The 19,492-nt window shown below is 58.3% G+C and carries 12 protein-coding genes and 1 pseudogene; 9 read left to right on the top strand and 4 right to left on the bottom strand.

Translation table 11 applies throughout. The features are described 5' to 3' along the window. Nucleotides 1-70: 70 nt before the first annotated feature. Nucleotides 71-1,282: a bifunctional phosphopantothenoylcysteine decarboxylase/phosphopantothenate--cysteine ligase CoaBC gene (coaBC, locus tag EO99_RS0118125; protein WP_029620019.1), complete on the top strand. Its 1,212-nt coding sequence runs from the start codon at nucleotides 71-73 to the stop codon at nucleotides 1,280-1,282. On the opposite strand, the gene EO99_RS0118130 is transcribed toward coaBC, so the two are convergent. Beyond that, nucleotides 1,279-2,073, bottom strand: a complete 795-nt coding sequence (locus tag EO99_RS0118130; protein ID WP_029620020.1) for a class II glutamine amidotransferase — start codon at nucleotides 2,071-2,073, stop codon at nucleotides 1,279-1,281. The two genes, coaBC and EO99_RS0118130, sit on opposite strands and share 4 nt — an antisense overlap. A gap of 176 nt (nucleotides 2,074-2,249) precedes the next feature. On the opposite strand from EO99_RS0118130, the gene otsB reads away from it, so the two are divergent. Together otsB and otsA are read left to right on the top strand one after the other, a co-directional pair. Then, complete coding sequence (gene otsB, locus EO99_RS0118135; RefSeq protein ID WP_051679947.1) at nucleotides 2,250-3,101, top strand: trehalose-phosphatase; 852 nt, start codon at nucleotides 2,250-2,252, stop codon at nucleotides 3,099-3,101. Then, nucleotides 3,098-4,468, top strand: a complete 1,371-nt coding sequence (otsA, locus tag EO99_RS0118140) for an alpha,alpha-trehalose-phosphate synthase (UDP-forming) (RefSeq protein WP_029620022.1) — start codon at nucleotides 3,098-3,100, stop codon at nucleotides 4,466-4,468. The genes otsB and otsA overlap by 4 nt, the downstream gene beginning before the upstream one ends. 58 nt (nucleotides 4,469-4,526) lie before the next feature. Here the strand turns inward: otsA and EO99_RS0118145 are convergent, their stop codons facing one another. Then, nucleotides 4,527-6,110 (bottom strand): peptide chain release factor 3, encoded by a 1,584-nt coding sequence (locus EO99_RS0118145; RefSeq protein ID WP_029620023.1) that lies wholly within the window; start codon nucleotides 6,108-6,110, stop codon nucleotides 4,527-4,529. Nucleotides 6,111-6,192: 82 nt separating this feature from the next. Between EO99_RS0118145 and dut the strand changes: the two genes are divergently transcribed. Together dut and cysK are read left to right on the top strand one after the other, a co-directional pair. Next, a complete protein-coding gene (gene dut, locus EO99_RS0118150; protein WP_029620024.1) occupies nucleotides 6,193-6,657 on the top strand; it encodes a dUTP diphosphatase in 465 nt (154 codons plus the stop codon). Between the two features lie 131 nt (nucleotides 6,658-6,788). Beyond that, nucleotides 6,789-7,757, top strand: a complete 969-nt coding sequence (gene cysK / locus EO99_RS0118155) for a cysteine synthase A (protein WP_029620025.1) — start codon at nucleotides 6,789-6,791, stop codon at nucleotides 7,755-7,757. An 18-nt stretch (nucleotides 7,758-7,775) separates the two neighbouring features. On the opposite strand, the pseudogene EO99_RS0118160 reads toward cysK, so the two are convergent. After that, nucleotides 7,776-9,077: pseudogene (locus EO99_RS0118160) on the bottom strand (YifB family Mg chelatase-like AAA ATPase); the annotation flags it as partial. A gap of 253 nt (nucleotides 9,078-9,330) precedes the next feature. Next, nucleotides 9,331-9,606 carry a helix-turn-helix domain-containing protein gene (locus EO99_RS0118165; protein ID WP_029620027.1) on the bottom strand — a complete coding sequence of 92 codons (276 nt, stop codon included), beginning with the start codon at nucleotides 9,604-9,606 and terminating at the stop codon, nucleotides 9,331-9,333. A 702-nt stretch (nucleotides 9,607-10,308) separates the two neighbouring features. Here EO99_RS0118165 and EO99_RS26395 point away from each other — a divergent pair. The 4 genes from EO99_RS26395 (at nucleotide 10,309) to EO99_RS27590 (ending at nucleotide 19,220) form a co-directional block, all read left to right on the top strand. Beyond that, nucleotides 10,309-11,889 (top strand): AAA family ATPase, encoded by a 1,581-nt coding sequence (locus EO99_RS26395; protein WP_029620028.1) that lies wholly within the window; start codon nucleotides 10,309-10,311, stop codon nucleotides 11,887-11,889. After that, on the top strand, nucleotides 11,889-12,686 hold the full coding sequence (locus EO99_RS26825) for a M41 family metallopeptidase (RefSeq protein WP_077067113.1): 798 nt from the start codon (nucleotides 11,889-11,891) through the stop codon (nucleotides 12,684-12,686). Before EO99_RS26395 ends, EO99_RS26825 begins: the two co-directional genes overlap by 1 nt. A gap of 751 nt (nucleotides 12,687-13,437) precedes the next feature. After that, on the top strand, nucleotides 13,438-17,796 hold the full coding sequence (locus EO99_RS26830; protein ID WP_077067114.1) for an ATP-binding protein: 4,359 nt from the start codon (nucleotides 13,438-13,440) through the stop codon (nucleotides 17,794-17,796). Further along, nucleotides 17,784-19,220: a hypothetical protein gene (locus EO99_RS27590; protein ID WP_156034888.1), complete on the top strand. Its 1,437-nt coding sequence runs from the start codon at nucleotides 17,784-17,786 to the stop codon at nucleotides 19,218-19,220. The genes EO99_RS26830 and EO99_RS27590 overlap by 13 nt, the downstream gene beginning before the upstream one ends. Nucleotides 19,221-19,492: the final 272 nt, after the last annotated feature.

Raw genomic sequence — 19,492 nt, forward strand, 5'->3', positions numbered from 1 at the left:
CATGGCGCGACGGATTGCAACTGCGGCTGCAAAGGCTTAGCTTCCGCCGAACTTAAACGGCGAGCCTTCCATGGACCTCAGCGGCAAACGTATCCTTCTCATCATCTCGGGCGGCATCGCAGCCTACAAGAGCCTCGACCTGATCCGTCGCCTGCGCGAGCGAGGCGCCTCGGTGCGACCGGTGATGACGGCGGCCGCGCAGGAGCTCATCACGCCGCTTGCCGTCGGCGCGCTCTCCGCCTCGCATGTCTATACGGACCTTTTTTCGCGGGAGGACGAGCAGGACGTCGGGCACATCCGCCTTGCTCGCGACTGCGATCTTGTGTTGGTCGCGCCGGCGAGCGCCGATCTTCTGGCGAAGATGGCCCATGGGCTGGCAAACGATCTCGCCAGCACCATCCTGCTGGCCAGCGACCGGCCGATCCTGGTTGCCCCCGCCATGAACCCGAAGATGTGGGAGGCGGCTGCCACCAAGCGGAACATCGAGACGCTTCGCACCGATGGCGTCCATATGATCGGACCGATGCGCGGCGAGATGGCCGAGAGCGGAGAAGCCGGCGTGGGCCGCATGGCGGAGCCTCTCGACATTGCCGCCGAAGTGGTTCGCCTGCTTGGCGTTGGAACCGGTCCGCTTGCCGGAAAGACCGCGATCGTGACCTCTGGACCGACCCACGAGCCGATCGACCCGGTCCGCTACATCGCCAACCGGTCCTCCGGCCGCCAGGGGCACGCCATCGCGGCCGCACTTGCGAGGCTTGGCGCCGATGTGACGCTGATCTCCGGGCCGGTCACCATCCCCGACCCGTCCGGCGTACGGACGATTCATGTGGAACGGGCCGAGGAGATGCGCGATGCCGTCGTCTCGCGCCTGCCGACGGACATCGCCGTCATGGTGGCGGCCGTCGCCGACTGGCGGGTCGTTACCGCCGCCGACCAGAAGATCAAGAAGCGTGCGGATGAGGCTCCGCCGTCGCTGGAACTGGCGGAAAATCCGGACATCCTGAAGACCGTCGGCCATCACCCGCAGCGTCCGAAACTGGTGGTGGGCTTTGCCGCAGAAACGCAGGACGTGGAGGCCAACGGGCGGCAGAAGCTCGATCGCAAGGGCGCCGACCTGATCGTCGCCAACGACGTCTCACCTCAGAGCGGCGTGATGGGTGGCACGATCAACCGCGTCAAGATCATCTCGATGGGCGGCGTTGAGGATTGGCCGGAGATGACAAAGGACGAGGTGGCCGAGCGGCTGGCAGCGCTCATCGCCAGTAGACTGTCGGCGAACTAGGCTGCGCGCGCCGACGCCTCTGCCAGAAACGGGCTTACCGACATCCCGTCTTCGCCGATGACGACGATGCTGCCGTCGGGAACCTCCATCCAGCAGTCGACATCGTCGTTCAGCGGTTCCGACACCAGGCAGTAGCTCGTCGCGTTGCCGAGGGGCGCAGCATAGAGGGTGGGCGGCCGGCTGTCGGTCGCATAGCGGACGGCATAGAGAGCCTCGCCGTTCGAGAAAGCGGCGGTAAAGCGCACCAGAACGTCGCCGCAGATCTCGGCCGACAGGGCTTCGATGGTTGCAATGGCGCGCGAGACGGCACCATGCGGGTCGCGATCCAGGCCGAACTCGAGCGCCAGCAGGAAGAGAAGTTCAGAATCGGTGCTTCCGGTCCGGGCGTCGAAGATCTCGTCCGAAAGCAGCGCCTCCATGCGGCGGCGGATGCGGTCGAAGCCGGAGATCTGGCCGTTGTGCATGAAGGACCAGCGCCCGTGGACGAAGGGATGGCAGTTGTCGCGGCGGGTTGCCCCATGGGTTGCGGCGCGGACGTGGGCAAGGAACAAAGGCGAGCGGATCTGCCGGGCAAGGCTGCGCAGGTTGCAGTCCGACCAGGCGGGCAGGATGTCGCGGTATCGACCTGGCTCCGGGTGATCGCCATACCAGGCGATGCCGAAGCCATCGCCGTTGGTAGCCGTCTTGGCGCGGGTGGCGCAGTGCGACTGCTCGATCAGCGAGTGTGCGGGAGACGAGACAAGTTCTTCCAGATAGATCGGATCGCCACGATAGGCTGCCCAGCGGCACATGTTCTCAAGCTCCGTCTCGTCTTGCACAATGCGTTTGATCAGAGTTGCCGCAGAGGGTTAACACGCCGTAAACCCCGGGGTGTTAATGGCGAATTTATGAATAGGATCGGCACCTTGTGCGCTCGCGCGCTCGTAACGGCCTTGCCACATCCGTTCACTGGTCTACATACTGCCGCATGTTGAACTCTGAATCGCCACAGACGAACGACGGCCCGGACGCCTCTCAACCACTGGACTGGCTCGTCAGAACACTGACGCGGGAGCCGCAGACTTGGGCTCTCTTTCTCGACATCGATGGTACGCTGATCGATCTTGCGCCCTCTCCTGACGACATCGTCGTGCCTCCCGACCTTCCTGGCCATCTCACCTCTGTCTCCGGTCATCTCGGTGGGGCTCTGGCGCTGGTGACCGGGCGGGCGCTGCCCTATGCCGACCGGCTCTTCCAGCCCCATATGTTCCCGATCGCAGGGCTTCATGGCTCAGAACGCAGGACGGCTGACGGCACGGTCAGCCGAGTTGCCGCAACCGATGCGTTCGACGAGGTAAAGAGTGCGCTTCAGGCCGCCGCCGGCCGATGGCCGGGCGTCCTGATCGAGGACAAGGGAGCCGCTGTCGCCGCCCATTATCGCCAGGCGCAGGAGCATCGGGCCGATGTGGAAGAGGCCATGGAATATTACCTCCTACAGGCCGGCCCGGACTTCACGCTTCAGCGCGGCAAGATGGTCTTTGAGATCCGCCCGGCCCGCGCCGACAAGGGCGGAGCCTTGCAATCCTACCTCAGCGAAGAGCCCTTCAAGGGCCGTCGCCCGATCGCCATCGGCGACGATGTGACGGATGAAGCGATGTTCAAGGTCGTAAACGAGTTGAACGGGTACTCCATCCGGGTCGCAGAGACCGCGGGAGACACGGCAGCCCGAAGCATCGTCGCGTCCGCGGCAGACATACGACAGGCGCTTGCCGACATCGCCGATGCGGCGCGCGGTCTCCCAAATCCAGAAGATGCATCCCAGAAAGGAAAACGCTCTTGAGCCGCCTTGTGGTCGTTTCGAACCGGGTCACCCTGCCGGCAAAGGGCGGCGTTGCGCCGGCCGGCGGCCTTGCCGTCGCCTTGCAGGCCGCACTGGAGGAGCGCGGTGGCATCTGGATGGGCTGGTCCGGAAAGTCGAGCGGGTCCCGGGAGCCGGAGCCGCTGTCGATGCAGGAGCACGGCAATATCACCTATGCCCTGACCGACCTGACCAAGACGGACGTCGAGGAATACTACGAAGGCTTTGCCAACCGCGTCCTCTGGCCGATCTGTCACTACCGGCTCGACCTTGCCGAATACGGGCGCAAGGAGATGGCCGGCTACTTCCGCGTCAACCGCTTCTTTGCGCATCGGCTGGCGCCGATGCTGAAAGAGGACGATGTCATCTGGGTGCATGACTACCACCTGATCCCGCTGGCTGCGGAGCTGCGGCAGATGGGCGTGAAGAACAAGATCGGCTTCTTCCTGCACATTCCCTGGCCGCCTGCCGATGTGCTGTTTGCGATGCCCGTGCACGAAGAGATCATGCGTGGCCTGTCGCACTACGATCTCGTCGGCTTCCAGACGGACCACGACCTTACCAATTTTGCCGGTTGCCTCGTGCGCGAAGGCATCGGCGAGGCGTCGGGCGACGGCAAGTTCACCTCCTACGACCGGACCTTCAAGGGCGGCTACTATCCGATCGGAATTGAGACTGCGGCCTTTGCGGAATTTGCAAAGAAGGCAGCGAGCAACATCATGGTGCGCAAGGCGCGCCAGAGCGTCGAGGGCCGTGACCTGATCATCGGCGTCGACCGTCTCGACTATTCGAAGGGGATCACCCAGCGCATCGATGCCTTCGAGCAGTTCATCAAGTCCAACCCGGGCTATCAGAACAAGGTCACCTATCTGCAGATCACTCCGAAGTCCCGCTCCGAGGTGCCCGAATACGAGGCCATGCAGCGAACGGTCGCGGAACAGGCGGGACGCGTCAATGGCGCGCTCGGAACGGTGGACTGGGTGCCGATCCGCTACATCAACCGCTCGATCGGTCGTCCGGTCCTGGCCGGTCTCTACAGGCTGGCAAAGATCGGACTGGTGACGCCGCTGCGGGACGGGATGAACCTGGTGGCAAAGGAGTATGTCGCAGCCCAGGATCCGCAGGATCCGGGCGTGCTCGTGCTGTCGCGGTTTGCCGGCGCCGCCCGCGAGCTGAGGGGCGCCCTGCTCGTCAATCCCTATGATATCGAGGGCACGGCGAACGCCATCGCCCGTGGGCTCAGCATGTCGCTGGAGGAGCGCCAGGAACGCTGGGGCCGGATGATGGAGCATCTGCTCGAGCGTGACGTGATGCGCTGGTGCGACGACTTCCTGGCCGACCTCGCCTGATCAGGTCCCGCCTTCGGACACGCCGAAGTTAAAGACGCCGAGAGGCCGAACCGGGAGATCACGCCGCCTTGGCGACGTGATACTCCTTGATGGCGACCATCTTGATGGCCGGATAGCGCTCCGCCTCGTAGCGCAGCGAGAAGGCGTCCTGCGCCAGGAAGACCGGATCGCCATCCAGATCGCGGGCGATGTCGCCGCGCTTGACCGTCAGGAACTTCTCCATCTCGGCCGGCTGGTCCGAGGAGATCCAGCGGCAGACGGAGAAACGGGCCATCTCGAAGGAGACCGGCAGCGTGTATTCCGCCGACAGCCGCTCCTTCAGGACGTCGAGCTGCAGGGCACCGACGACACCGACGATGGCCGGCGAGCCATCCTCGGGGGAAAAGAGCTGAACCACGCCTTCTTCCGCCATCTGCTGCAGGGCTTCCTTTAGCTTCTTCGCCTTCATCGCATCCTCCAGCCGCACCCGGCGAAGAATTTCCGGCGAGAAGTTCGGCACGCCCTGGAAGACGAGCTGTTCGCCTTCGGTCAGCGTGTCGCCGATTCGCAGCGTGCCGTGGTTGGGAATGCCCACCACGTCACCCGCAAAGGCGGTATCGGCAAGCTGGCGCTGCGAGGCGAAGAAGAATTGCGGCGCCGTCAGGCCCATCAGCTTTCCGGTGCGGGCGAGCCGCGCCTTCATGCCCCGCTCCAGCTTTCCGGAACAGATGCGGGCGAAAGCAATGCGGTCCCGATGGTTGGGATCCATGTTGGCCTGAATTTTGAAGACGAAGGCCGTCATCTTTTCTTCGTCCGCCTTCACCGTACGGATATCGGCCACCTGGTCGCGCGGCGGCGGCGCAAAGTCGCCGAGCGCATTGATGAGATCGCGCACGCCGAAATTGCGCAGCGCCGAGCCGAAGAAGACCGGCGTCATGTGGCCTTCGAGGAAGGCCTGACGGTCGAAGGGACGGCAGGCTTCGCGCGCCAGTTCCACTTCTCCAATGAAGGCCTCCCGCTCGTTTTCCGGAAGGTTGTCGGCGACGCTCTGGGGGCCATTGACCGGTGTCGGCACGACCTGCGTGTCGGAGCCGCGGTAGGTATTGTCGGCGAGATTGTAGGAGCCGCAGAAATATTTGGACCGACCGACCGGCCAGGTGATCGGCGCGGTGTCGAGCGCCAGCTTTTCTTCCACCTCGTCCAGGATTTCGAAGGTGTCGCGGGCTTCGCGGTCCATCTTGTTGACGAAGGTGATGATCGGAATGTCGCGCATGCGGCAGACTTCGAAGAGCTTCAGCGTGCGCGGCTCGATACCCTTGGCCGCGTCGATCACCATGACGGCGGCATCGACTGCCGTCAGCGTGCGATAGGTGTCGTCGGCGAAGTCTTCGTGGCCGGGCGTGTCGAGGATGTTGAAGACATTGCCGTCGAACTCGAAGGTCATCACCGAGGTGACGACGGAGATGCCGCGTTCGCGTTCGATCTTCATCCAGTCGGAGCGGGTCTGGATGCGATCCTTCTTTGCCTTCACCTCGCCGGCCAGCTGGATGGCGCCGCCGAACAGCAGGAGCTTCTCGGTGAGCGTGGTTTTGCCGGCGTCCGGGTGCGCGATGATCGCGAAGGTGCGGCGGCGGGATACCGCCTCGGCGAGACTTTCTGCCATATCTGCTAATCCTATGAGTTGCCGCGTATCTAGCGATTTGACGGGCGTTATGCAATTGACCGAGGAAACAAAGGAGCCCGCCATGCGCGACGTCATCGGACCTCTCGTCCCCCTCATCCGGCTGCCGCACGGCGGCGACCTGCCGCTGCCGGCCTATGAGACGCCAGGTGCCGCCGGCATGGACCTGCGGGCCGCCGTGGCGGAGGGCGAGCCGCTGACGCTGCAGCCGGGCGAGCGGGCGCTGGTGCCCACCGGCTTCGTCTTCGAGGTGCCGGATGGCTTCGAAGCCCAGGTGCGACCGCGCTCGGGACTGGCCTTCAAGCACGGCATCACCTGCCTCAATACGCCCGGCACGATCGACAGCGACTACCGCGGTGAGGTGAAGGTGCTGCTCATCAATCTGGGCCAGGAAGCGTTCGTCGTCCCTCGCGGCATGCGGATTGCCCAGATGGTGGTGGCGCCGGTGACGCAGGTGCGGGTCATGGAGCGCTCCGAAGCCAGCACGACGCCGCGCGGCGCCGGTGGCTTCGGATCGACCGGCGTCTGAAATCGCAACGGCGTGCCACCGCAAGCGCCGTCGGCGGAACAAAATTCCGCAAACTCCACCTCAATAACCGGCTGATCGCTGGTCATGCGCGGCCGGTCGCCTTACCTTGTGTGCAACCTAGGGAGAGTACCATGGCAGACATGAAGAAGCCCGGCCGCGGCCGGATCTATTCCTCGATTACCGAAACCATCGGAGACACGCCAATCGTTCGCCTGGACAAGCTGGCGAAGGAAAAGGGCGTGAAGGCGAACCTGCTCGCGAAGCTCGAGTTCTTCAATCCGATCGCCTCCGTCAAGGATCGTATCGGTGTGGCGATGATCGAGAGCCTCGAAGCGCAGGGCAAGATCACGCCCGGTAAGACGACCCTGATCGAGCCGACGTCGGGCAATACCGGCATCGCACTGGCCTTTGCCGCCGCAGCCAAGGGCTACAAGCTGATCCTGACGATGCCGGAGACGATGTCGATCGAGCGCCGCAAGATGCTGGCGCTGATGGGCGCCGAGCTGGTGCTGACGGAAGGCCCGAAGGGCATGAAGGGCGCGATCGCCAAGGCGGAAGAACTGGCCGCGAGCACGCCGGATGCCATTATTCCGCAGCAGTTCGAAAACGCCGCCAATCCGGAAATCCACCGCAAGACGACGGCCGAGGAAATCTGGAACGACACCAATGGCGAGGTCGACATCTTCGTCGCCGGCATCGGCACGGGCGGCACGATCACCGGCGTCGGCCAGGTGCTGAAGGGCCGCAAGCCCGACGTCAGGATCGTCGCCGTCGAGCCGACCGACAGCCCTGTCCTCTCCGGCGGCAATCCCGGGCCGCACAAGATCCAGGGCATCGGCGCCGGCTTTGCGCCGAAGATCCTCGATACCGGGATCTACGACGAGGTCGTCACCGTCTCCAACGACGAAGCCTTTGGCATGGCCCGTCTCGTTGCCCGTCTCGAAGGCGTGCCTGTCGGCATCTCGTCTGGTGCCGCACTGGTTGCCGCCATCCAGGTCGGCAGCCGCGAGGAGAATGCCGGCAAGAACATCGTCGTCATCATCCCCTCGTTTGCAGAGCGCTATCTGTCGACGGCGCTGTTCGACGGGCTGGGCGAGTAGCGAGTCGCTCACTCTCCTTCACGCGGCCGCCGAGAGCCGCTCTCCGGCCATGCGGTAGGAGATCGCTTCGGCGAGATGGATGCGACCGACGGTGACACTGCCGTCGAGGTCGGCGAGCGTGCGGGCGACCTTCAAAACGCGATGATAGCCGCGGGCGGAGAACTTCAGCTTCTCCGCCGCATCCCGCAGAAGCTGAAGGCCGGCGGCATCGGGTTCGGCGATTTTCTCAATCAGGGCGGTCGAGCACCGGGCGTTGGTCAGAACCTGCGGCACGCCGGCCTCCTGGAAACGCTCCCTCTGCCGTTCGCGCGCCGCGGCCACCCGCCTTGCGACGACGGCACTCGCTTCGGCCGGGCGCGGCCGGATGAGGTCGGCTGCCGAAACGGCAGGCACATCGATCCGGATATCGATGCGGTCCATCAGCGGCCCGGAGATACGGCCCTGATAATCCGAAACGCATTTCGGTCCGCGGGCGCAGGTATGCCCCGGCTGCCCGGCCATGCCGCAGCGGCAGGGGTTCATGGCGGCGACCAGCTGAATGCTTGCCGGATAGGTGACCCGGTGGTTGGCTCGCGCGATGACGCATTCCCCCGTTTCCAGCGGCTGTCGCAGCGCGTCCAGCACCTGCGGCGAGAACTCCGGAAACTCGTCGAGGAAGAGGATGCCGTGATGGGCAAGCGACGCCTCGCCCGGCTTTGCCCGCAGCCCGCCGCCGACGAGTGCCGCCATGGTGGCGGAATGGTGCGGCGTGCGAAATGGCCGCCGGTCGGAGAGCTTGCCGCCCGACAGCTGGCCGGCGATCGAGTGGATCATCGAGACCTCGAGCAGCTCGGGCGCCGACAGTGGCGGCAGGATGGAGGGCAGACGGGCAGCCAGCATGGATTTGCCCGAACCGGGTGGGCCGACCATCAACAGATTATGGCCACCGGCGGCGGCGACCTCCAGGGCGCGCTTGGCGCTCTCCTGCCCCTTGATGTCGATCAGGTCCGGCAGATTGGCGGGCAGCGCCCGGATGGCCGGCTCCGGCCGCGACATCACCTGCGTTCCGCGAAAATGGTTGGCGAGGCCGATCAGGCTGCGCGGCGCCAGGATATCGATGTCGGGACCGGCCCAGGCGGCTTCCGGCCCGCTGTCATAGGGGCAGATCAAGCCCTTGCCGAGCGCATTGGCGCTGATGGCCGCCGGCAGGGCACCGGCAACGGGGGCCAGCGTGCCGTCAAGATTCAGCTCGCCGATCACGACATAGTCCGCCAGTGCATCGCCAGGAATGGCGCCAAGCGCTGCCATCAGGCCCAGCGCGATGGCGAGATCGAAGTGCGAGCTTCTGCCATATTGGACAAACAATATCCTAACAAGGAAGCATGCGAACGCAGTTCGCATTCCGTTTAGTAGGCATGGTCGGAAGAGCGGCTTACAAATAGCAGGTGATGGAGACCAGGCCGTCTCTCTCAATGATAGTGACGGCGAAGCCGACCGTTTCGCGAAGCGCGGTGGACCCGTCGACGGCTTCAGCCGGCGACGGGCCTGTAGAACCTCGATGGATTACTGCTGCTGCATCCCGAGCACGATGGTTCTATTCTTTACTGCTGCGCGAGAGAGCAAGGTAGGTCGCCTTCTTGATCTTGAAGCCTGGTCCGTGTTCATCATTAGGCCAGAAGAAAATCACGCCTTGCTCCTCCAACGCTTTCCGCACCTTCTCAATGGTGCGAGTGCCGACGTGTCTGTCTGTGCTTTCAATATGCGAAAGGGTGGCGGGGCTGATTTGTGCAAGTTCCGCCAGCCGCAAATTGCTCAGCTTCAGCGCAACGCGTGCGGACTTAAAGAAATCGCGCGGAAATTCGCCATCCATGTTTTGCAGCTAACGCGACTTACATAAAGTCGCAACGAAAACAGCTGTTTGCCCGAATAATAATAAATCATTTATAAAAAAATTGAAATCATATCGAATCTGCGATAACTGAATCTGGGCGGGTAGCCATAGTGGTTCTCTCAGGTTCACTAAGTTGGAGCGGTGATTCGGCATGATAACTTTGGCGACAAGCGGACGCGAATTCCCTTCTCCAAGAGATCTCAAAGAGATTTTGAGGTGGGGTAAGCTCGCTGAAGATCTCAGCTTCGTGCTTTCTAATCCGCTTTCCGCGGTCGGGGACCACGAGAAATTCCCCCTCTTGGAAGCTTGGTCGTTGTCTGCCCGTTATGTCCCCTGCCTCGTCGGAACTGCAATCGGACACCCGAATTTCCCCGGCCGCGAGTTTCCATTTACTACATCTGAGCTAGTGCTTTTTGCCCCGGCTGCTGCCTTGGCTCGAACCCGCTCGCGCTGGTTTCAACTGGGCAGTCCGGCGGAAACAATGGACTACGATTGCTGATGGCTGGGTCTTCCGAGACAACTAGAGGAAGGCTGTCCCGTCACTTCGTACGGCGTCTGCGCCATAACAAGACTGCGGAGATTATTGCTTCAGCGGTGGAACAAGGAGTCCTTCGTGTTCGAAGCTTCGAGTATCAGAGTCATAGATGCCTAAGGTTCCATTCCTCATCAGCAGCGGAGACCATGAACAAAGAGGAGATCATAACTCGAGTAAGCGAACCCTTCGAATTTGGCATCGGACGGCGGCACCGCTTCATCTTTGCGGATGGCGAAATCGTTGTAGATGAAAGCTTCAATCCAGCCAGAATCAAATACAGCGGCGCGAGAGAGATTGTAGTTGGCGCAGACATCGAGCCTGATTTTGATGCATCTCTCTGCAATGATTCTCGAAAGCTACGAGCACACCACCGTAAGACGGCGGCCCTACTCGCCTTACTCAAAAAGCGGATTGTTCGTCCTTCGGCGGCAGAGGTGGGCGCATTGCTCCTTCTAGCAGAAGGCATCGACCAAGCAGCCTTCTCGCTAGGAGGTTTGATCCGCGCTCTCAGGAAGCGCCGACCAATCGTCGTGATCACTTGTCCAGTTGAGGGTTTCGACGACCGTATTGTCGAGCTCCTCCGACGAGGCCTTATCCTGCCCGGAGAATCGCTCGTTTCCGTTGCTGGGGATTTGGCGCAAACTTCAGAACTTCGGGCGGGGGTGCGAAGAGGAGCTAGACGTCATGTAACTACTATACCGTCCGCAATGCCTGCCGATGACCATGATCGTCTTGCCATGGCGGTTGAGGCCTCATTACCAATTTTGTGCCTACCTTTGTCCCATGAAGGTATTCCGGCGTCGATATCAGCGGCGACAAACGTGCGGATTAGGTGTGGCCACCTGTCTAAAGAGACAATCGAAGAAACGATCGAGATCGTTACAGGGAAAAAGCCTCCGGCGTTGGATGATATAGACGTTTCGTCCATCACGCTTGATGACCTTGAGCTTGCGGTAGGGCCCGGCAATTCGGCGAGAGAGGCTGCGAAATTTCTGAAGGAACGCGCACATGCGCGGTTCAAAGCGGCTCAGGAAACTGCCAGGGAACGCACCATTCTCAAGAGCGGAAGTGAAGCCAGTAGGCCCGTTCCGCGGCAAAAGGCGGGACCGCTAGTCATCGAGTCCATGAGCGGTTACCCTGCCCCATTGCTCGAATGGGTAAGCAGCTTGGAACAAGATCTGAGGCTATGGCAAGGGGGAAAACTACCTTGGGAAGAGGTCAGCTCCGCCCTCTTGGTCTCCGGTCCACCAGGTACTGGCAAGACCATATTCGTCAAAGCTCTTGCTAACACACTGCAACTCCCCCTAATCCGAACCTCGGTATCGTCGTGGATGAACGGGGGGCATCTCAACTCCGTGATAAATCGGATGACCGATTGTTTTGCCGAGGCAAGAGCACTGGCTCCGGCCATTCTTTTCATCGATGAGATCGATGGGATCGGATCTCGCGAGAGCCAGGGGAAAGACTATTCGGATTATTGGACAACGATCGTGAATAAACTCCTGGAAGCGTTGAATTCGCTTCCAGATATGCAGGGGCTGGTTGTCGTCGGAGCGACCAATCGTCCCGAAGCAATGGATCCGGCTTTGCTACGGTCAGGGCGACTGCAGCCTCATCTAGAGATCGGATTGCCTGATACTGCAGCGTTAGCAGGTATCTTCCGTCATCACCTTGGTCACGACGTTAGGCAAGTCGTTGACACGGCACCTCATGCGGGGGGCTTTTGATGCTGGAGATCAGAAAGAACCATCCACCTCATCACCTTCACTTTCCCGACGCTGTTTGGAAGGATCGAGCTGCCGACGTGATGGCCTCGCTCGCGAGACGCGCTACCGGAATGACCGGTGCGGATATCGAACAAGTCGTTCGACATGCTCGCCGTCGTGCTAGAGGTGAAAACCGTTCGATAACGTATTCAGATATCGACTACGTCTTAAGATGTGCTCGCCCGCCTAAATCCGATGCGTTTTCGTTCCGAATTGCCAATCACGAAGCCGCACATGCCGTTGTTCGGATTTACCTGGGTGTCAGTTCCATTGATCAGATTACACTAAACGGAACTGGAGGGAATGCTTACGTAGCAGGCCAATACGACGTAGATGAGACTGTGACGGAAGAACGAATTATGGCTCAAATAATCGTTTTTCTGGCCGGCCGTGCTGCTGAGCAGGAATTGTGCGGAGGCATTTCGGCACACTCTGGTGGCGGAGAAAAGAGTGACTTGGCGCAGGCGACGCGGCTAGCATACGCCATAGAGATGACCACTGGATTGGGTCGCTACCATCCGTTGGTTTATCGGGATGCGAAAGATCCGTTTACGGTGTTAGCCGACAATCCTCCGTTGGTTGAACTGGTCGATCAGAGGCTCGCCGCCTCATACGAGGCGGCACGTAAACTAGTTGTCCGCCATCAGAAAGCCATCGAGTATTTGGCTGGTTGTCTGCTCATCTGGGAGACACTCGATGGAGAGCTCTTGGAGAGAGCCCTTGCAAACGTGAGGATTATCCTTGAGGAATCGTCATAGTGAAGATCGTCGCACCAGGCATTCATGACTTAGCACCAGAGAGGCCATTGCGCTTCCTGGCAGCGCGTTCAGCATCAATACCAACAAGACGTACTGGCGGGGGTAGCTATCTCTGATGTCTAGTTTTGAGTATGAAGTGCGGGAAAACCTGAGGCAGGTACTTGCAGGGACTGATCCGTCAACCATTCCTGGGTCAACAACAATCCGTGGAGCACTCGGGCTTATCTTAGACAATCCAGTGCTCACAACTGAAGCTTCGGAGGATTGGATGTGGTGCCAGCTACAGCCTGAGAATAGGAAATTGGTTCATCGGCTGCGCGATGAGTTCTGGGACGAGATCGAAGAATGGAAGTCAAAGCAGTGAGCCCGTTTCGTCTCGCCACGCCATGTATGACGGCACCAGTGAACTGCTACGGCGGGTGGATGTCTGTCAGGATGAATACCTCCCACCTCCTAGTCAGCAACAAGCCGCGAGCTCCCGATGACGCGACCCGTGGGAGGCTGGGAGGAAGCTCGAGAGGAACTTTCTGAAGATATCGACAAGAGACGTAAGGCGAAGTCAGGCCCTCTAATTAACCCGGGTTCAATCTCATCATCCACATTATCGTCTTGAACGGTCTCTTCGAATATTTCAAATCCGGCCGACAACGACCTCAGCAGTAGCCTCCAGAACTGCATTCTTGCTCATGGAGACAGCTATGACTTCCCGATCCGAGCGTGGTAGTTGAAGTGTTTGGTTCGGAGGGATCATTTGGCGAATTCAACCATTAAAACTGCTGCGATCGTTCGAGCCGGCTACGAGTTCCAGGATCTGGTCGGCATTGAAACACTCATTCGTTTCTATCGCGAGCCCCATCTTTATAGCTGGGTAATGCTCGAAGCCGATGGGGATTCATTCGGTGCGCTAGACGATGTTGTCGCGGCGCGTGCAGACGGCACTATTGACTATATCCAAGTAAAATTCACGGTTGATTCTGAAGAATATGCGCTCGACTGGGACTGGTTGTTGAAAAAGAAGCCCCGCGGCACCTCTATGTTAGGAAAATGGTCAAAATCGTTTGCTCGGGTCCAGACACTTGGGCCGATTCATTCGAGCTGTCTGCGAACCAATCGACGGCCTACTAAGACATTCGAAATGGTGATGAACGGTAGTCGGGTCGACCTGTGCTTGCTTGACGTAGAGCTACGGACGCGGATTGAACAGGAATGCGGGGGAGCAGGTCCGGCTAACGAGTTCTTCAATTCTTTTGAATTCGTCTCAGTCCCCGATGACCTGTACAGTCTTGAAGCCAAAATCAAACTGGAGCTCGTTCCTTCTGATCTCTCACCCAGCGGCTGGAACTACTTCCGCGAACAAGTCCGTAGTTGGTCAATCAAGCGAAATGTACCGCCTGGCGGGCGAATACTCTATAAGCACCTAGCCCAAGTAATCACTCGTCAGCGCTCTGAGCCAATTCGTCAAGAGTTTCTGGTGCCGCGGGGCTATGCGCCCCCGAGCGAAGCCTTCCATAATAGTTTTTTTAAACGCGTATCCAATTCAGAGACTCCCGTGAGTGTCCTCTGGGGCTCGCCAGGCAGAGGAAAAAGTACATACCTCAGCTACCTCGTCACGTTCCTGAGAAGACAAGGCACCGCCGCCATTCGGCATCACTACTTTCTCTCGGGCGAGGATACAGCCGATCGAATTTCTTTCTCGGAAATTTCTTATTCGCTGATAAGTCAACTTGTCGAACGCTATCCGGATTCCGTACCCGACAATACAGACGAAGCGAGCAATCTTCATGACATCTTAGCTGCTGTTGCTCAAGAACTTGAGAGCCGAGGAGAGCGGCTTCATATCATTATCGATGGGCTCGATCACGTTTGGCGTGATTTTCAAAAAGTTGATCATCTAAATTTCCTCTTCAATCAACTCCTGCCAGTTCCGCCAAACGTGAGCGTCATTGTCGGAACGCAACGTGTTCCTCACAGTCAACTACCACGTCGCCTGCTCGACGAGACAAGCGAGGAGGACTGGGTTGAGATACCCGCCATGGATACGATCGCTGTGCATCAATGGACTAGGGCTCAAGATGATGCCGGGCGTCTGTTGCTCGCTGATGAGCGCACGGGTGGAGATCGAGATGATGCGGTTCTTTCTATTTCAGAAGCCTTCCATACAATCTCGGGAGGCCACCCACTGCATCTGATCTACGCATTCGAAGCCATACTGCGAACAGGCTGTTCTGTCCGATCGGATGATGTACTGCTTCTCCCTCCTTGTCCTGACGGTGACATCAGGAAGTACTATGAAAATCTCTGGCGCAGTCTGAGTGTCGCTGACCGTGGCATACTACATGGATTGGCCGGATCTGAATTTAACTGGCCCGGACTCGGTATCCGTCAGTGTCTAGGGGACTACGATAATATAGGGTTCCTTTTAGAGGCTAGGAACGCGGCAATGGTTCCGTTCCATGGAAGCATCTTGGCTTACGTCCGTGAGCGTTCAGATCATGCCGAGAACTTTCAAAGTCTCTTGCCGCGTATCGTAGCTTGGCTTGACTCAGAGGCACCAGATTATTGGCGCTGGGGATGGTTGTGGCTCTGTCAAGCGAAGCAGGGTGACTACGCACCTCTTCTAGCTGGAGTCTCCAGAGAATGGGCTGTTTCGTCGCTTGCGCGAGGATGGCCCGAAAAGCAGATCACGCGTCTCCTCACAGAAGCGGAATCGTATGCGCTTAGACAGCTCAGTTTGGCTGAGGCCTTACGAATTAGGTCCCTTAAGACGCGTGTAGTCAACGCGCCTGAATATCAAATCCAAGAATTTTCGTTGTTCAAAGAGGCTGCCATACGTTCGTACGCAAATGAGCAGCAGCTGAAGAACATGTGGGACGACATCGGATCACTATCCAATGCTGAAGTCGCTATGCTTCCCCGAGCAACTTCAGCAGCCCTGAGCGATGAGGTCGGAGAAATCTGTGAACTAGAGCTCCGCCGCAGAATTGAGATATGGCTCGAGTTAAGACACCGTCCTGATAGCGATTTTATCGGGCTCGCTCGCGACTACCTTGATGTCATTGCTCGTCGTAGAAGACCTGATGTGCAACAAGCTTGGGATTTCCTGCGGCGCTTTCATGATCCCGTTCAGCATATTCGACACTTCACGGAACGCCTGGTTTCTTCAGGGCACTATGATGGACTATTGCAACTCTGGGATATCATTCGGTCTTCAGGGTGGAAAGCCGAGCTGGCTGATCTGGAGGATCAGGTACTTCGAGTGGCTTGTGCAGTTGGTGCCGATCCATTTCTGGCAATCACCTTCGAAGACGGCGTGATAAGTCCTCGCTATGCTTCATGGTGTGCCTTCCGAGGCCGTAATCACTCATTCGGTGTGAGCCAGCCACCCGTCCCAAAGAACTTAGTAGGTGACCGGGTCGATTACGGAATAGACATCGGCCTCCGAAATTTTTTCGAAGCAGTTTTCTTCAGTAGCCTCGCCCATTCGTTGACTTCGGATGATGCAGAAAGGTTCGAGTATCCAGGCCTTGTTACCGAGGGACTCGGTTGGCTAAGGGACGCTTTTGAACTGTTGCTTCGTGTCAGTAGGCAGGTGGCGAATGGGGAGCTTTCAGCGGACCTCTCTGGCCCCTATTTGGGGACTGCTGATCTTGAACCCGTGTTGCATGGTCAAGCTGGAGCCACAGAAAGCGACTACCGTAGATATCATTCCTTCTTGGCGGCGCTTCGCAGGATCTCTTTTGATCTGCACCTTCTTGCATCGCCCACAACTTCCCACCTTGTTAACCTCGAGGTCCTCCAGAAAGCAAGGGTGACCACCCATTGGAATGACGAGGCATGGTTAGCCATCGCGGGAGAAACTTCCGAGCCCATTATGACCGCAGAGGCGGCGAAGTGGTTTCTTGAAAGTAGCGCTGCCGAACTCGCTGCAACGATCTCTGTCTTCAATGAAAGATCTGAGGCTTGGACGTTACGAGCACGTGTGGCCGCGACGCACAGCCTGATCCAAGCTAAAGATTTAACGCTCCGTGCTGCTGATTGCCTGTTAGGTTACGGCTACCGAAAGGATCCATGGATTTTTGATGTGTTGGCAGCGGTGGATGCGGCACACGACGCTTCCGTCAGTCCGGCTCTCGGTTGGCTCAAGACGCTTGTCCCGATTGTCGAACAGATCACTGATTACACGGACGGTTCTGGTACCGGTCACGCGAGAACTAATATTATAGGTATTGTCGCAAAAGCCTACCCAGAGCGTCTTACATTGTTTTTCAACCATCACGTCGGTCAGGAAGAATGGGCTTACGCAGATGAGTGTTTGCGTCAGTCATTAGCTGTAACGTCACTTGAAAGCCCTGAGATGGTTGCCCTTGCAAGCACCATTCTTGATCCAAGAGTTTTGGACGAGCTCGAACAGAGAGCACAGTCTCACGTGCAGGCAAAGACACTCTATGATGACCAACTGCTTTTTCTAGGAGGGAAACCAACCGATCATTCAGATCGCTATGGGACAAGCAGCTCAGACCTGGATCCAGGAGTAATCGTGACTATGGCGCGGGGTCCGAAGGAGTTCGAGGCACTCGTCGCCGATGCTGCAGCCTCATACGACCACGCGGCTAAACGACAACATTTTGAGGCGTGGCTGAATCGCCATAAGGAAGCGGGAAATGGAAAAGCGGCACTACAATCAGTGAGAGACTACTTCAAACGTCGTCACTCTACTTTTGATGCCGAAGAAGTCCTCGACTTGGCGGCTGAAGTAAGTCTGGAGGTCGAAGGTCGCGGTGCAGCATACGATTTTCTTGTTCAAGCACATATCACACGGCATGGATGGCAGAGTAATTGGACGTCTCGTAGCGAAGCGATCGGTCGTTTGCGTTTTGCAGCAAGTAAGTTCCCTGACCGCTGGAAAGACTACATCATCGACACCGCCCATCCGCGGGATTTTTATAAGAAACGAGGTCACGGACTTACCATTGGATCGAGGTATCTGGTTGAGTATCTTCTTCTTGTCGGTCAACGTGACCTCGCTGTTCAAGTCGTCGACGCAATGGTAAAAACGATCGTGGACGAAGTGCATGATCTTGAGATCCCGGAGGCCTTGTGGTTCCACTGATCGCTGAGAAGGAAATCGCGCTTCCCTTGCTCGTCGAGCGCTTGCGTTGGCCAGTACCAATGGTCCGCTGGAAAACGGCCAAAGCTCTTCGCTCACTTTTGGTTGGCACCACTACCCGCGAAGCCGCCACCCAGGCTCTACTTGCTTGGCTCAGTGCCAGACATTTCGAAAGCGAGGCATTGGCAGCGCTTAGCGTATTCGCTGTCTCTCCCCTTCACACTCGCCCGCCTCTTCCTTCGTTGGAAACATCGATCATCGCGCCATCGATAGGGTCAGACTTTTTGTTGAATGAAATGTACGGTGTGGTCAGTGACAATTGGCGATCTCGTCACAGTGGAACCGCCCCTTCGAATTTCACTCCTGACAGCTACTTTGATGAATACAAAACGGCGCAAGTGCCAGGTCACCTCCTGCATGAGCTGGAATTCCTTGAATCGAAAACAAAACTACCGTTCAGGAAGCAATGGGCCTTTGAGTGGACAAATTTGAGAGAGAGGCATCAAGTTCGTTACACACGCTATCCAACGTATTTTGGCGATTATGGGCTTCAGCGCGACGGGATGGTGGGCCAGTTCATCCAGCAACAAGCTGAGGTCTACCGCTCAGCCTATCAACGCGCACTTGCATGCGCCGCCTCAGAATGGCAACTGCCGCTGAGTGTCGTCGGCCCTTTCTCTATTTGTGGGTTGCCAGCGCTTCCTGGCCTCTTTGACGTCGATCCGGTTCCAAGACCCTCTTGGCTACCGAAGATCGATGCTAGCATTCTGTACGATCGCGACCTCACATCTGTCGCTATGGATCTGCTATCTCGCGAGCCCAAGGATGATTTCAGAACAGTCCTTCTGCGGATCCCACTCGACAAGACGTTTGATGAGTTTGGTGAATTGGAGATCGCCGCGCATTTCATCAGCGACGATTTTGAACCACTTGGTGAACCTAATCCGAACACCAGTTCGCAATTTACGGAGAGCGACCAGTATCATTTTGATATGGTGCGTCAACACACGGATCCAAGGCCGATACCTGGCAAGACTGGTGGAACGTTTCCCATTTGCTGTGACGAGATGCCAATGGTCCACGGCTACTGGCATGGTGCATACTATCAGCGCGGTGTCTCGTTACCCGCTCCCTATTGCTTCCAGAAATCTACGTACCGACGTGCAAACGCAGATGGTATTCGCCTCATGATCGGCACCGAGCAGGTTGCATCGACCATCTTTTGGCATGACGCGTGGACACCGCTGTACCCTCCTAACGGAGCAACGCGGATCGGGACATCGACAAGGATGCAAGGATCACTGTTGGCTGCCGCAGAGAACCGATTAAGTCGTAAACTTGGTTGGCACATACGGGTTTCGCGTATGGAGAAGTCGGAGGGAGGATTCGAAGTGAAGCAGACCGTCCGTACCGCTTTTACCCGCTAGACCACAATCGAGAATTCAAGTCGCCGTCTCCTGGCCAGCAGACCTCCAAAGGTTAAACCCAATCGTACCTTCTGGTCGTCTAATGCACTAAGTCGGTGGAAAAGGCAGAAGAAACCGACGACGGTCAGTGTGACCCACTCATGGCTAATAACGTTCTGTTTCTCTTGTCGTGGCACTCTCAGCCGATCAATGCTTCGTGGCGTGGGTCCGAGTTCTCTTTGGCTACCTTGAGAAGCTCCTATGTCAATCGGCGCGGAAAGTTGACCCCATAT

This window comes from Pseudorhizobium marinum, from assembly GCF_000705355.1.
GTDB classification, from domain to species: Bacteria; Pseudomonadota; Alphaproteobacteria; order Rhizobiales; family Rhizobiaceae; genus Neorhizobium; species Neorhizobium pelagicum.